Genomic DNA, 17166 nt, shown 5'->3' with positions numbered 1-17166 from the left:
CGAGGAGCGATAGTACTGGTTATTTGTCTTTTGTTAGCAGGGATTGCAACCCAAAAGCCGTGGTTCGTGTCTCCACGAACCTAATTTACTTCCCTTTCGGTCCTTGATTACATGTAACCGAGGTGAAGGAATATATTTTCTTTACTTTGTGGATTAAAAATCCACATTACGATAGGTCAGGATTACAAATCCAGACCAACGAGAACCTAATTTACTTTGCCTTCGGTCCTTGAAGACATGTAACAGATGCGAAGGAATATATTTTCTTTTACTTTGTGGATTAAAAATCCACATTACGATAGGTCAGGATTACAAATCCAGACCAACGCGATAAAACAAAAAAGCCATCTTCTTTTTACGAAAATGGCTTTACCGGGATGTTAATTGTATTCTACTTTTTGGTTACTTTAAATTCGGTTCTTCTGTTTTTAGCCCTTCCTTCGGGATTATCTTTTTTCTTGCGTTTAACGATGATTTCGTTTGGTGCAATCGGCATCGATTCTCCGTAACCTTTAGAGGTCATTCTGGCCGCAGCAATACCCTTGCTCTCTAAATAATCGGTACAAGATTTTGCCCTTCTGTTTGATAAGTCTAGATTGTATTCGTCTGTACCAATGTTATCGGTATGTGAACCCAACTCAATTTCCATTTCAGGGTTATCTTCCATAATCGGGATCAGGAAGTCTAACACTTTTTTAGAAGGTTCAGTTAATTCGGCGCTGTTAAATTCATAATAAACATTATCCAACGCCATCGGGATACCAATTTTAAAAGGACTTAAACAGTAATCTTTATAAATCAGCGTATCTGCTTTTGCCAGTTCTTCGTAAACATAATTTTTAGTAATGGCAAAATAGTTGTCTTTTGCGAAAAGCAATTTAATCGGTCTTTTCGAATCTACTTTGAACCTATAAATACCATCGGCGCCTGTTGTTACCTTTTTAGTTCCTTCGGCATTGCTTAGGCTTACATCTGCACCGGCTAACGGTAATTTGGTTTTACAATCGGTTAAAAGACCAGCAATTGAAAGGTATTCTTTTTTTACTTCGAAGATTTCTAAACAGCATGATGATTCGCGATCGGAACTAATGTATCCTTGCGTCCCTTTATCATCGGTTGCAGTGAAGTAAATATCATCTTTTGAAGAGTTGAAAGGATAACCCAGGTTTTTCGGGGCGGTCCAATCTACCAGGTCGCCTTCTGATTCAAAGAAATCCAAACCACCAAAGCCTGTTCTTCCATCGGTGCTGAACAATAATTTTTTGGTTAAAGTATTATAATAAGGTGCACGTTCGTCATCTTCAGTATTAATGGTTGGACCAAAGTTTACCGCCTGGCCCAATGAGCCATCCTCACGAATGGCACAGTACCAAAGATCGAATTTACCATAACCGCCACTTCTATCGGATGAGAAAAGAAGAAACTTACCATCGCTGGTAATAAAGGGCTGTGATGAATTAAAATCTTTACTGTTTACCTGTAAACCTACCGGTTGCGCGTCAGACCATTTATCGCCAGTTTTTTTCGAACTGTAAATGGCATATTTTTCTTTATCTCTCCAGGCAGTAAAATACAGTGTATTACCATCAGGTGTAAAAGCAGGAGCTGCAATTTCAGTACCTTTTCCGAAATTGATATCCAGTTTTTTAACAGGAATATCGGTTGAGTTTAAACCGTCTTTTGCTGAATAAAGGTTGTTGATAAATGGATTAGCTTTGGTTGATACCTGAACTTCGCCCCCGGCTTCTGTTTTAACCATATCTCTTTTGGTACCTACAGCAACCGGACGTGATGAAGTAAAATACAATACATTATTGATTTTTACGGCAGCATAGTTAGAACCTAAGCCATTTACATTAGTTGGCACCTTTTTTACCTGCACCATACGTGGGAAACGCATTTCTTCGATGGCAAATTTACAGGCTTCGATTTCTTTTTGCGCTTCTTTGGCTAAAGGATCGTCGCCATTTTTTTGAATAAACTGCTGGAAAGCATCAATAGCGGCATTAAATTTTTTATTGGCCCTTAAACTTTCGGCATAATAAAACAACGCTTTTCTAAAACGGGTATTGGTAAAAGTAATGGCTATGGCATAATATTTTTCGGCCTCGTTAAACTCCCTGTACAGTCTGCTAGATTCGGCAAGGTTATAAATCGACCCCTCATAATCTTCTATCACTTTATTTTCGGAAGCTGATTTTCTTTCCTGACCATAAGGTAAAATGGCCTGGCTACTATCGCCAGTAATTTTCAGGGCTTTTTTATAAAAAGTTGATGCAGCATAATAATCCTTATTTTCGAAATAAGTATCGGCAACCTTTTTATAATTTATCACATACTGAGCGTTAGCAAAACCGCCAAGTGCCACTAATAAAATGAGTAATATTTTTTTCATCGTTATAAATTATTAATCGTTCTGCTATCGTTTTTAATGGAATTAATGAACTTGCAAGCTTGGTTTGTTTTTCAAAAGGTGATGAATAATTATAAACGCGGGCAAAAGAAGTTTGGACCAATAATTCCGTTGCGGCCGATTAATGATACCGAAAGCTCTAAACCACCATTGCTGTTTGATGCACGGTTGAAAGTAGAGGTATTGACATCATAACTGAGTCCGAAAACCATATTTTTTAACTGTAAGCCAACAAAGGCAATTGCAGCATCTTTATTACGGTAGTTACCACCAAATAAAATATTTGCTGATGGGTTAACGTTAAGCTGTGCATAGGCACCTAGTGAAACTTCGTTTGTATTACCCTGATACATAAACAATGCATTGGGTACAATATCCAACAATTCTGAAGCCTTGATTCTTGCCCCGCCATGTGCGGTAAAACGAACCGGAATACGGGAATTTGAGCCAGAGAAACGATCCATAGGACGGGTTAAATGTGCTGCACTTGCACCTAAGAAAACGTTTACGCTTTTATTCGGATTACCGTCAAAAAACATGATACCTGCATTTACATCCGGAACCAGTGATGATTGCGAAGAAAGGGTTTCGCCACTCATCATGCCACCATCATAACCCGAAATCGGGTTAAACTGGTTACCAAACCTGGCCTGCGAGAAATCGAAACTGCGGTTAATCACTCCGGCCTGTAAGCCAAAACTCACCATTTGCAAACCTTCTGCGCCAAATCTTAAACGATAGGAACCGGATACCAGGGCCGACAGGTAGTTAAAATCTAACTCTCCTGCCCTTTGGTTTAAAATGGTGGCACCAAATGCAAAGTTCTTTTTCGGAGCGAGATCGAAAGATGCGCCGCCGGTTAAGAAAGAACTGTTAAGTGCGCTCCATTGTTGCTTAAAATTTACAGTAGCACGGTAATCGCCATCTATCACCCCCGTTAATGCCGGGTTAAGGTATAACGGGTTTGCATAGTATTGTGAAAAATGCGGATCAGTTTGTGCAAAGGATTTTGCTGTACACAGCAGTAATCCCAGCACCGCAACATATATTTTTAGAACCGATAGTATTTTCATGGTCTTTGATTTTATCTGTTTATTATTAATCCTCTTCTTATCTAATCAACGTTACTGTACCTTTTCTCAATGATGTTGTTCCATTACTGAATGTAATCTCAACCATGTACACATAAACTCCGATCGGTTGATTTACCCCTTTAAAGGTTCCATCCCATCCATTCGCTACGTTATCCGATTGGAATATCAATTGGCCCCATTGCGTGTATACACTCATTTTAGCGCTTGATATGGTATTGCCATAAATTAGGAATATATCGTTTTTACCGTCGTTATTTGGTGTAAATGCATTCGGTATGTAAACCTGATCTCCAAAAGGATTGGTTGCTTTACCTGTTGCTGAACCATTTGCACTGGTTTGGCAGTCGAGCTGACCTTTAGCCCTAACCGTAATGCTTACATTTTGATCTGGTTTTAAACCTGCAATTAAGTAAGTTGTTCCGGTTGGTCCGCTTGTTGGGTTAATCCATGTTAAACCGTTATCTAATGAAACTTCGTAAGCCGTAGCACCTGTAACCGCAGCCCATGCAAACGTTACACTGTTTGGTGTAGTGTTTTGTACCACTACCACAGGTTTATCTAATATCGGAAGTACAGTTACTGTAACAGCTGTTCTGCCTGGACTTGCACAACCGCCTACGGCTACTGCTTCTACGTAATAGATTGTTGTAGCGCTTATGTTTGGTGTGGTAAAGGTGATACCTTCTGCCAATACCGGACCATTAGAGCTTGCTGCATACCACCTGTATACTAAGCCTGTTACCGGGTTATTTACGGTTAATATGGTTGAGCTACCTGCGCAAAGTGTACCATTTGCAGCTGTTACCGAGGCTGGAGCAACTGGTACTGGTAAGGCAATTACATTTACTGGTGTTCTTGAAGTTGAAATACAACTTCCGTTTGCACCTTCTACAAAGTAGGTAGTATTTGCATTAACAGCCGGTGTTGTAAAGCTTACGCCTGTTCCGGCCAATGTTCCACCCACTGCTGCAGTGTACCAGTTATAAGTTACGCCTGTTTGAGGGTTTGTAGCCGTTAACACCGCAGGGCTTCCTGTACATACGCTCACTGATGACGAGGCTACAGTTGGTACGGTTGGCTTAGCATTTACGGTAACGGTTACTTTAACACGGCCTCCGTTGTTGTTACAACCACCTGTACCAATGGCTAAAACATAGTAATCAGTAGTGGCAGCCAGGGCTGTAACATTATAGGTTGCACCAGTGAACAATAAGTTGCCACCAACTGCTGCATTGTACCATTCGTATGTTACGCCAGGCTGTGCGTTGGTTACCGTTAAGGTCGCACCATCGCCCGCACAGATACCTCCGTTTGGAGCAGATACTATCGGGTTGTTTGGTAATGCATTAACGGTGATGGCTACTACCCTTGCTGTTGCGGCAGAACTTTCGCATTTATTATCGCCTTTTACGGTTACGTAATAAGTAGTATTTGCAGTTAGTACCGGAGTTGTAAATACCGGACCAGTAAATACTACTGTGTTTAAACTAGCATCGCTGTACCAGGTAAATATTGGGTTGGTTACGGTTGTGCTTGTTGCGGCCAGTGTTGCTGCAGCATTTGCACAAATTGATGTTGAACCGTTTACAGTAATATCTGTAGCAATGGCAACCGGGTTAACTTTAATGGTTACGGCTACTGCGTTTGTTGCCGTGTTTTCACATTTATTGGTTCCTTTAACCGTTACATAATATGTTTTTGTAGCAGTTAATACCGGTGTGGTAAATATAGGGCCGGTAAAGGCTACACTGGTTAATGAAGCATCGTTGTACCAGGTAAATACCGGGTTGGTTACAGTTGTTGAGCTGGCATTGATTACTGCTGTACCCGATCCACATACCAGTGCTGGTGTTGATAAGGTAATATCGGCAGCTGTTGCACCTGCATTTACATTTACGGTAACTACTTTCGCATTTGCAGCAGAACTTTCACATCTGTTATCACCTTTTACAGTCAGGTAATATTTAGTGGTTACAGTTAATGCCGGTGTGTTAAAAGTTGCACCTGTAAATACCGGCGTTGTTAAGGCGGCATCACTGTACCAGGTAAATACTGGGTTGGTTACAGTTGTAGTGCTGGCTACCAAACTGGCTGATGAGCCTGCGCAGATTGTTGCATCGGCAGCAGTAACATCAGTTGACGAAGCAACCGGGTTAACTACAATATTTACAGATTTAGCTGTGGCAGCGCTGTTTTCGCACTTGTTATCACCTTTTACCGTTACATAATAAGTGGTATTGGCTGTTAATGTTGGTGTGGTAAATACTGCACCTACAAAAGCCACATCGGTTAATGTTGCGTTGGTGTACCAGGTAAATACCGGGTTGGTTACGGTTGTGCTACTGGCCGTTAATACCGCTGCAGATCCGCCGCATACATTTGTTGATCCGTTTACTACAATATCACTGGCAATTGCTACCGGATTAACCTTAATGGTAACACTTGCTGCGTTTACAGCAGCGTTTTCACATTTGTTAGATCCTTTAACGGTTACGTAATAGGTTGTAGTGGTGGTTAATACCGGTGTGGTAAATATTGGGCCGGTAAAGGCTACACTGGTTAATGATGCATCGTTGTACCAGGTAAATACCGGATTGCTTACGGTTGTTGAGCTGGCATTGATTACTGCCGTACCCGATCCACATACCAATGCTGGTGCTGATAAGGTAATATCGGCAGCAACTGCAGCCTGATTTACATTAACCGTTACCACTTTAGCAGTGATGCCTGAGTTTTCACATTTGTTATCACCTTTAACGGTAACATAGTATTTGGTTGTTGCAGTTAATACCGGGGTAACGAATGATGTACCCACATAAGCTACCGAAGTTAAAGCGGCATCGTTGTACCAGGTAAATGTTGGGTTGGTTACAGTTGTAGTGCTAGCTACCAAAGTAGTACCCGATCCTGAGCAGATGGTAACATCAGCAGCAGTAATATCAGCAGCGGTAGCAACCGGGTTAACGGTGATGGTAATTACCCTTGCCGTACCAGGCGCATTTTCACATTTATTATCACCTTTTACCGTTACATAATAAGTAGTGGTGGTATTCAGTACCGGTGTGGTAAATGTTGCACCGATGAAACTTACATTGGTTAAAGCAGCATCACTGTACCAGGTAAATACCGGATTGGTCACAGTTGGCGATGTTGCAGTTAATACTGCCGACGAGCCTGCACAAGCAGTTGTGCCTCCGTTTACAATAATATCGGTAGTGGTAGCTAAAGGATTAACGGTTACAGTTACTGATTTAGCATCAGCCGCAGCATTTTCGCATTTGTTGGCACCTTTAACACTTACATAATAAGTAGTAGTGGCAGTTAAGCCGGTTACGGTAAAGGTTGGACCAGTAAACACTACGCTGGTTAATGAGGCATCGCTATACCAGGTAAATACTGGTTGAGTTACCGTTGTACTCGAAGCCATTAACATTACGGTGGAACCAGAACAGATGCGGGCATTGCTTACTGCAATATCTGCGGCTGTTGCAAAGTCTTTAACCGTTACTGTAATTACCTTGGCGTTTGCTGGTGTATTCTCACATTTATTATCACCTCTTACTGTTACATAATAAGTAGTAGTTGCATTAAGTACCGGCGTGTTAAAGCTGGCACCTACATAGGCTACTGTAGTTAAAGCCGCATCGCTGTACCAGGTAAATACCGGATTAATTACTGTTGTGGTAGAGGCAGATAATGCAGCAGCAGATCCTTTACAGATCGATGTAATGCCATTAATGGCAATATCAGCATCAGTAGCAGCAGGATTAACCGTAATGGTAATCGATTTTGCTGTAGCTGCTGTGTTTTCACATTTGTTATCGCCTTTAACCGTTACATAATAAGTGGTTGTAGCATTAAGTGCTGGCGTAACGAAGCTAGCCCCGGTAAATGCTACCGTAGTTAAGGCAGCATCGCTATACCAGGTAAATATAGGGTTGGTTACTGTTGTGCTGCTGGCGGTTAAGGTTACCGTAGAACCACCACAAATGGTGCTTGTTCCAGCCAGGTTAATATCAGTCGGACCAGCAACAGGATTTACCGTAATGGTAACCTCTTTTGCATTGCCTGGTGTATTGGCACATTTATTTGTTCCGCCAACAGTAACATAATATTTGGTTGTTGCGGTAATGGCCGGTGTAGTAAATACAGCACCCACAAAAGCAACTTGTGTTAGAGCGGCATCGCTGTACCAGGTAAATACCGGATTGTTTACCGTTGTACTCGCTGCAGTAAGTACTGCTGTACCAGAAGCACATAACGAAGTTGTTCCGGTTACAGTTAAATCGGTAGGTAATGCCGACGGGTTAACTGTGATTGAAATCTTGGTACGGGTTGAGCTTGAACAAGCTGCCCCACTCACAGCTTCTACATAATAATCGTAGGTTCCTGCTGCAAGGCTTGTAGGCGTATTAAAGCTACTGTTGTTGGTTACCAACATATTTCCGCCAACTGCTGCATCGTACCAGTTATAAGTAACACCTGCAACTGCCTGCACACTTAAAGTAGCAGATGTACCGATACAGGTGGTAGCCGGATTGGTAGTTGATGGAATAGGCGCTACTGCCGGAGGTAAAACTGTTACCACCACTTTAGTTCCTAAGGTTTCGCAACCATTTGCTGTTGCAGTTACCGAATAAGTATAAGTACCGGCAGCTAAAGTTGGATCTGTTGTGAAAGTTGCTCCATCTTTTCCGGCCTGATAAGTGTTGCCCAAGTACCATTTGTACACTACACCAGCCTGTGGATTCTGTACACTCAATGTTGCAGATGAACCTTGACAGGCACTCGCTGTAGCAGCAGTAACTGTTGGAGCTGTGATTACCCTTTGTGCATAATCTAAATTAACAGAAGTTAAGGCACCCAGTAAACCAGAGTTTAACCTCAATTCCACACCATCAAATTTGCTTGTTGGTACGAAAGTTAATATGGCTGATGTTCCGCCTGATAATAGTTTTAAACTGATTAATGGATTAGATATAGAAACCGCATCGTTATTGCTGGTGGTACCCTGGAACGTGGTTACCGTTAAGTTTGTTAATACGCCTACTGAAAGTAATGCTCCTGGAGTGGTAATTTTCACTCTTAAGGTGTCGCCTACATTTGATAAGCCTGTAAAACCAACCTGGTGATAAACAGATGCCCCCAGTAAGCCTACCGGAATAACCAGACTAGATCCTGTATTGATGTCGTTATCAACCGCAAATGTTGGGTTGTAAACGCCAGCCAGTAAAGCAACGCCAGTTACGCCACTTGCCACTGTTGTGGTAGCCGCACCGCAAGGTGTTACTACAGGGTTACCGTTAGGTACTACTGTAACCGTTACTGTTGCCCTGCTGGTTGCAGTACAACCACCCGGAACAGTTGCTTCTACATAATAAGTAGTAGTATTGCTTAATTGTGGTGTGATATAAGTTTCGCCTGTAAATACCGGAACTGTTCCATTTGCAGTAGTATACCAGTTAATGGTTGCACCTGCTGTACTTGATGTTGCTTTTAATACTGCAACAGAACCTTCGCTGATGGTGATTGATGGAGGGGTAATTACCGGAACATCAATGGTTCCTAAAACAATTTTACCTTCAGTTCTGGTTGATGAAGTACCACAGCTGTTTACAGCGGCTACAAAATAACTTCTGTCGGCAGTAATTAATGGTGTGGTAAAGTTATCACCGGTAAATAATACTACAGTTGAAGTTGCAGTATCGTACCAGTTATAAGTAGTACCTGCAACCGGATTTTTAACCTGGAAAGTAACTGATGTATTAGGGCAGGTATTTACTGATGCCGAAAGCAGATCAGGTGTTACCGGTGCCGGGTTTGTAGTTACGTTTACCAGTGTTTTGTAGCTCACACAACCAGTTGCAGAAACTGCTGCAACATAGAATTTAGTATCCCCTGTTAAAACAGGAGTGGTAAATATGATACCGTCTTTACCGCTTAAGTAAGTACCAGTAGCATCGTACCATCTGTAGGTTAAACCTGCTGATGGGTTACTCACCTGCAACTGAGCAGTTGAACCCACACAAGCCGTAACATTTGCCGACGTTACCGTTGGCGCAACCAGAATGCGTTGTGCGTAATTTAAGTTAATCGAAGTTAGCGCACCTAATACACCAGAGTTTAACCTTACTTCTACCCCATCAAATACGTTGGTAGGAACAAAAGTGATTAAGGCCTGGGTATTGCCGCTTAACAACTGAACATTTAATAAATTATTGTTTAACAATTGCGAATCGCCATTGCTGTTGGTTCCAACATAAGTGGTAATTGCGGTATTGCCTAATAATGAAAGTGACAATAATTTCCCTGGAGATGATACCAATACACGTACGGTATCGCCAACTTTAGAAAGTGATCCAAAACCCACTCTTTGATAAACCGATGCACCAAGTGCTCCAACAGGCATCACCAGTGAAGATGCGGTTTGGGTATCGTTATCGATTGCCAGTGCCGGGTTAAACACACCAGATAAAAGGGCTACGCCTGTAACGCCATTAACCTGGGTGGTTGCTGCATCACATGGAACCGGATTTGGAGATCCGTTACCATCAACAGTAATGGTTACCTGCACACGGCTTGCCGATGTACAACCATTGGTAGAAACCGATTCTACATAATAAGTTGTGGTAGCCAATAATGGAGGGGTAACATAAGTAGCGCCAACATAAACCGGTGTAGTTGCTGTATTAGAAGTATACCAGTTAAAAGTATTGGTTGGATCAGCAGAGGTTGCTGTTAAAATGGCTGTTTGACCGGCGCTCACAGTAGATGAACTTGCAGTTACTACAGGTAATACCGGACGAGGATTTACGGATACCGCAGCCGCAGCACGTGCAGCACTTGTACAGTTTCCTTGCGATGCTTCTACATAATAAGTAGTTGCAGCCGTTAATGCAGGAGTTTGGAATACCGCTCCTGTGAATACCAGGTTTCCTGCTATTGCAGCATCGTACCATTTATAAGTTACTGCCGCATCTGGGTTAGCAACCGATAAAGTTGCCGATGACCCTTCGCAAACATTGGCAATGGTTGCCAATACCGGAGTTGCTAACGCTGGTGTAACCGTTACCGTTACAGGTACCCTGGTTACATTTGCACAGGTTCCTTTGCTTACCTGTATATAATAAGTTGTTGTAGCCGTTAAAGCTGGTGTGGTAAACGTTTCACCCGTACCTAATTGTGTACCGCCAGTTGCGGCATCGTACCAGGCTAATGTTGTACCACCATTTGCTGTTGCAGTTAAAGTTGCAGTACTTCCGGCACAGATGGTTTGTGCACCCGCAGTTACCGTTGGGTTAGGATAAATTACCGTTGCACCATAAACATCTAAACTGGTTAAAGCAGTAACCAATGCCCCGAAGCTAACCTGTACCCTATCGTAAGCGCCACCTGCTAATATGGTTGCAGCAAAACGGTTACCTGATAACAACTGGAGATTTAATAATCCACCGCTTAATTGTACTGTTTTTATAACTGTAGTACCATTTAATACGGTAACAGTTACATTGTTTAATAAACCAACATCGGCCAAACCTGTTGGTAAGGCTAAATCTAAACGCAGGCTATCTGTAGCGGTTCCAACACTAGGGAAAATTAATTGTTGGTAACCCGATCCTCCTACACCTACTGCAAGTGATATTCTGGTAAAGTTAGAAGGATCAGCATCAGTAGAATTTCCTGCGCCGGTGATACCGCACAATAAACAAATTCCGTTTATACCAGAGTTTTGTGAGCTTGCTGCATTACATGCAGTACCACCACCATTTGTTAATACAGTTACAGTTACCGGAACGCGGTTTGCACTTTTACAACCATTGGCATTTGTGGTTTCTACATAATAAGTAGTCGTTACATTAAGTGCAGGAGTAGTAAATGAAGTACCCGAACCTACCTGTGTACCACCTGTAGCAGCATCGTACCATTGAATGGTATTACCAGCATCAGCTGTAGCCAGTAAAGTAGTAGACTGGCCAGCATTAATTACCTGGCTATTGGTGGTTACCGTTGCTGGTGTTGCCGGTGGGTTAACCGAAACATTAACGGCAGTTCTTGAGCTTACCGCCGTTCCAGATACTGCCTCTACATAATATACAGTTGGGGCAGTAACTGCAGGCGTTACAAAAACACCTGTGTTATTAGTGGCTAATGGTGTACTTCCTGTAGCTGCATACCAGTTATAGGTTACGCCTGCAAGAAGATTGCTTACGCTTAATGTAGCGGGGCTGCCAGCACAAACAGTAGCCGCAGCAACTACCGGAGCATTAACCGTAACAGCTAAGTTATAAGCGGTTGTTGCTTTATTTCCATTTGCATCTGTTGCAGTTAAAGAAATGGTAAAGGTTCCACCTAAAGTTGGTGTTCCGGTGATTTCTCTTGTTGCCGTATTAAAATTTAATCCAGGAGGCAGGCCTGTTGCTAAATAAGTATATGGAGCAGTTCCACCGGTTACTGCAGGTAAAGTTTGTGTTGGATAGCCTGTACCTACAATACCGTTTGGTAAAGTTGCACCTGGTAGCGATAATACACCAATTACCTTAAGTGCATAAGTGTTACTTGCTGTTCTGCCTTCACTATCTGTTGCGGTAACACCGATCGAATAATTTCCTGCCTGTGTTGGCGTACCCGAAACTTCTCTTGTTGCTGGGTTAAAAGTTAATCCTGCCGGAAGGTTGGTTGCCACATAAGTGTATGGGCCCACACCACCAGTTGCCGATGGCAAGGTTTGAGTAGCATATACCGTTCCTTCGGTTCCATCAGGCAAAGTTGCCGCTGGTAACAATAAAGGATTTACAATTGTAATGGTATAATTATTAGTTACTGTTTTTCCATCAGCATCGGTAACAGTTACCGGTACGGTGAAAGTTCCTGCTTGTGTTGGCGTTCCCGAAATTGTTCTTGTAGCCGGGTCGAAGGTTAATCCCGGAGGAAGACCAGTTGCGGCATAAGTATAAGGTGTTGATCCGCCTGTTGCAGAAGGAATGGTTTGAGGAGTATAAACTGTTCCGGTGGTTCCGTTAGCTAAAGTTGCTGGTGGTAAAACCAAAGGATCGGTTACTTTAAGTGTATAGTTAGCCGTAATGGTATTACCGTTCGCATCTGTTACCGTAACAGGTATAGTATAGGTTCCAATTTGTGTTGGTGTACCTGTAATTTCTCTTGTTGCAGGGTTAAAGGTTAATCCCGGAGGAACACCTGTAGCCGAATAAGTATAAGGACCAGTTCCGCCTGTGGCAGCAGGAATACCGTTTGTGGTATAAGCTGTACCAGTTACCCCATTAGGTAATGCTCCGGGAGCCAAAACCAATGCTGGTGTTACCGTTAATGTAATGGTTGCAGTTTTGCTACAGCCTTTGCTATCGGTTACTACCACATCAAATGTTGGGTTGCCCGTTGCAGTTGGTGTTCCGCTTACTAAACCACTTGTTGATAAAGTTAAACCAGCAGGCAAAGTGCTGCCCGCAGCCAAAGCATAAGTATAACCCGGTGTACCACCAGTAGCTACTGAGATTTGTTTGCTGTAAGGAGAAGCAATTGTGGCATTGGTTAATATCGAATTTGCAAATACAATTGCCGGATTAACGGTAATGGTTACCGGAACCCTTGTGGTATTAGAACAGGTCCCTTTGCTTACCTGAACATAATAAGTAGTGGTAGCGGTTAAAGCTGGAGTAGTAAAGTTTGCTCCTGTTCCTACCTGTGTTCCGCCAGTTGGTGCATCAAACCAGGCTAAGGTTGTACCGCCGTTTGCAGTTGCACTTAATGTTGCGGTACTGCCAGAGCACATAGATTGTGCGCCGGCTATAAAAGTTGGATTAGGATAAACCACTGTAGCGCCATAAATATCTAAGCTGGTTAAAGCCGAAACCAAAGCACCAAAGCTCACCTGCACCCTATCGTAAGCACCACCTGCTAAAACAGTTGCTGCAAAACGGTTGCCCGATAAAAGTTGAAGATTTAATAAACCGCCATTTAACTGTACAGTTCTTACAACTGTAGTGCCATTTAATATGGTAACGGTTACATTATTTAAAAGACCAACATCAGCTAAACCGGTTGGTAAAGATAAATCTAAACGAATACTATCAGTAGCTACGCCAACTGATGGAAAAATTAATTGTTGATAACCAGTTGCCGCAACACCCACAGCAAGAGAAATCCTGGTGAAGTTGTTCGCATCAGCATCGGTTGAGTTACCTGCACCATTTACAGCACATAATAAACAAATACCGTTAATACCAGTATTCTGACTGTTGGCTGCATTACAAGCAGTTGCACCACCACCGTTAATTACGGTTACTGTTACCGGAACACGGCTTGCACTTTTACAGCCGTTGGTACTGGTGGTTTCTATATAATAAGTTTTAGTTGCGGTTAAAGCTGGCGTAGTAAACGAAGTTCCAGAACCAACCTGCGTACCTGCCGTTGGCGCATCAAACCAGGCAATGGTATTGCCTGCATCAGCAGTTGCAGTTAAAGTAGTGGTTTGTCCGGAGTTGATTACCTGATTATTGGTGGTTACTGTAGCTAAAGTTGCCGGTGGATTTACCGAAACCGTAACCGAAGTCCTCGAGCTGATCGCTGTTCCAGAAACAGCTTCAACATAAAATACAGTTGCTGTTGTAACCGCTGGAGTTACAAAAGTACCGTTGTTACCAGTTACCAATGGTGTACTTCCGGTAGAAGCGTACCAGTTATAAGTAACACCGGCCTGAAGGTTGCTTACCGTTAAAGTAGCCGTGCTTCCGGTACATACCGTTGCAGAAGCCACAACCGGAGCATTTACTGTTACAGCCAATGCGTAAGTAGTAGTGGCTTTGTTATTATTTGCATCCGTAGCCGTTACAGAAATAGTATAGTTACCACCTTGTGTGGGTGTACCTGTAATTTCTCTTGTAGTTGGGTTAAACAATAATCCTGGAGGAAGACCGGTTGCCGCGTAAGTATACGGACTGGTTCCACCTGTTACCGCAGGTAAAGTTTGTGGTAAATAAGATGTACCAACAATTCCATTAGGCAATGTTCTGGTTGGTAAGGTTAACGTTCCATTTACCTTAACAGCATAGTTGTTATTTGCTGTTTTGCCATTAGCATCAGTTACAGTTACCCCAATGGTATAATTACCAGCCTGTGTTGGCGTACCGGTAATTTCTCTTGTTGCAGGATTAAATGATAACCCAGCCGGAACACCAGTAGCTACATAAGTGTATGGACCAACACCACCTGTTGCAGCTGGTAAGGTCTGTGTAGCATAAACCGTTCCTTCGGTTCCATCTGGCAAAGTTGCCGCTGGTAATACCAATGGATTGTTTACCGTAATGCTATAATTGGTGGTTACCGTTTTTCCATCAGCATCGGTTACCGTAACCGGCACGGTATAAGTTCCGGCAGTTGTTGGTGTACCTGTAATGGCTTTGGTAGCCGGATTAAAAGTTAAACCCGGAGGAAGACCAGTTGCCGAATAAGTATAAGGCGTGGTACCACCCGTTGCAGTTGGTAAAATCTGTGTGGTGTAAACTGTTCCTGTTGTACCATCAGCTAAAGTTGCGGCCGGTAACAATAAAGGATCAGTAATTTTTACCGTATAATTTGAGGTAATGGTATTACCATTTGCATCAACAACAGTAACCGGAATGGTATATATTCCAGGTTGGGTTGGCGTTCCGGTAATTTCTCTTGTAGTTGGATTAAAGGTTAGGCCCGGAGGAACACCTGTGGCGGTATAGGTATATGGTCCGCTGCCACCAGTGGCAGCCGGTATAGTTTGCGTAGGATAAACTGTTCCTGTTATACCATTTGGCAATGCGCCCGGTGTTAACACCAAAGCAGCAGTAACCGTTAAATTATAGGTTGCGGTTGCTTTACAGCCTTTCGTATCAGTTGCTACAACAGAAAAAGTATAAGCATTCGCAACTGTTGGTGTTCCTGTAATTGCACCCGCTGATGATAAAGTTAAGCCAGCTGGCAATGTACTGCCCGCAGCTAATGCATAAGTATAACCTGCTGTTCCACCTGTAGCTACATCCAGTTGTTTAGAATACGCAAAACCCGGCGTAGCATTGGTTAAGGTTGATCCGTTAAAAATAATTTGAGGGTTAACGGTAATAACCACCGGTACCCTTGTCGATTCGGTTGTACAACCTATCCTTCTGGCCGCAACATAGTAAGTTTTGTTCGCAGTTAATGCTGGTGTGGTAAATGCACCATTGTAAGCAACCGTTTGTAATGTAGTTCCTCCTTCTACAACATCATACCAGATTAATTGGTTGGCACTTGAAGTAGTTGCCGTTAAAGGTACTGCGGTATTATAACAGGTAGCAATGGCATTACTTGCCGGTGCTGTAAAAGTTGGCCTAGGTGCCGAACGGGTTGCACCATACACATTAAGTGTTTGGGTTAGGTTTAAGGTTAAAACTGATCCTAAAGTAACTTTAATCCTGTCGTATACCACATTTGCTCCCGGAGAAAACGGGATGGTTACCGGCTGACCACTGTTTAATAAGCCCAGTAAATCAAGGTTCAGGGTAGTTGGCACCGACCCGGTGTAAACCGGAGTGCCCCCGTTATAAGCAGTGATCGAAATATTTTGTAAAACGCCGGCAGTTAATAATGCTGCTGTAGTGCTAAACCTGAGGTTAATATCATCCCCAGGATTTGATGGGGTTGCAAAATAAAAATTTTGGCTAATGGATGAGCCCACGCCAAGTATACCTAAACTAAGGCTCGAAAAATTATTCGGATCAGCATCAATTGCCCTTTCACTATTGGTTACCCCCGAACTGCCCAGCTGTAAGGCATCGAGTGTTATTCCTGTTCCTTCATAACCTGTGCTAAATGCCTGGGCGCAAGGATCAGTGCCCGAAGTGTAAAAAGCATAATAAACCTTAGTATTATTGTTAACACCCAGCAGAAGGGCTCTTGTTACATCTTTAATATATACCCTATCATAAGCTTGCGTTGGCGTTATTGCTACATAAAAATAACCGTTTTCATCTTTTACTAAACGCAGGTTTTCTGATGAAAAAGCTGCAGTACTACTCCCGCTTAATACAGGAGTTGATGAAGCACCACTTCTGGCGCCAATCTCGAATGAATGGTTTCCAAGAATTACCGTACCCCCCACATTGGCCAGTAATCCACCTAAACTACCTCCTAATAGCCTGTTGAGGATATCTCCGTCAAAATCTATTCTGATGTACGATGTAACCCCCGCAGCAACCGGAGCAGGATATGATAATTCCAGCTCTCCATTAAATGACAATGCACCCAAAGCAATCCCGCCATACGAATTAACCGTGGCGAAGTTGTTGTTGTTTAACGTTGCATTCGTTGCATTGTCTACATGACTCTGGATTGTTACGTTGTTTGCAAAAACTTTTGTTTGCGCATACGATTTCGAGTAGAAGAGCGTTAATAGAATGATGATTGCAATACTGGCATTGCGGATTATCCCTATTCGGGACGAAAAAGTACGAGTTTTCATCATGTCAGGCGTTATTTAGAAGACTTACTATGTGGTAATGCTGCTGTAGGTAAATGTTTTTTCAGGGGCATTATATAATTATGACAAATCTATATCTAGAATAGCAACCTATCTTATCCATTGCTATTCATTTTTAAACTATCCCTTTCATTCATTTTATTCATACAGAGCATTCT

General features: G+C 42.6%; 3 protein-coding genes. All 3 read right to left on the bottom strand.

What is annotated here, in order from left to right; all coding sequences use genetic code 11:
* Positions 1 to 391: 391 nt before the first annotated feature.
* Positions 392 to 2395 (bottom strand): OmpA family protein, encoded by a 2004-nt coding sequence (locus R2R28_RS11780; RefSeq protein WP_316825882.1) that lies wholly within the window; start codon positions 2393 to 2395, stop codon positions 392 to 394.
* Positions 2396 to 2484: 89 nt separating this feature from the next.
* Positions 2485 to 3486, bottom strand: a complete 1002-nt coding sequence (locus R2R28_RS11775; RefSeq protein WP_316825881.1) for a PorP/SprF family type IX secretion system membrane protein — start codon at positions 3484 to 3486, stop codon at positions 2485 to 2487.
* Positions 3487 to 3523: 37 nt separating this feature from the next.
* Positions 3524 to 16993 carry a putative Ig domain-containing protein gene (locus R2R28_RS11770; protein WP_316825880.1) on the bottom strand — a complete coding sequence of 4490 codons (13470 nt, stop codon included), beginning with the start codon at positions 16991 to 16993 and terminating at the stop codon, positions 3524 to 3526.
* Positions 16994 to 17166 lie beyond the last annotated feature (173 nt).

The organism is Pedobacter miscanthi, from assembly GCF_032678605.1.
GTDB classification, from domain to species: Bacteria; Bacteroidota; Bacteroidia; order Sphingobacteriales; family Sphingobacteriaceae; genus Pedobacter; species Pedobacter miscanthi_A.
This window is presented reverse-complemented; position numbering and strand designations above follow the sequence as displayed.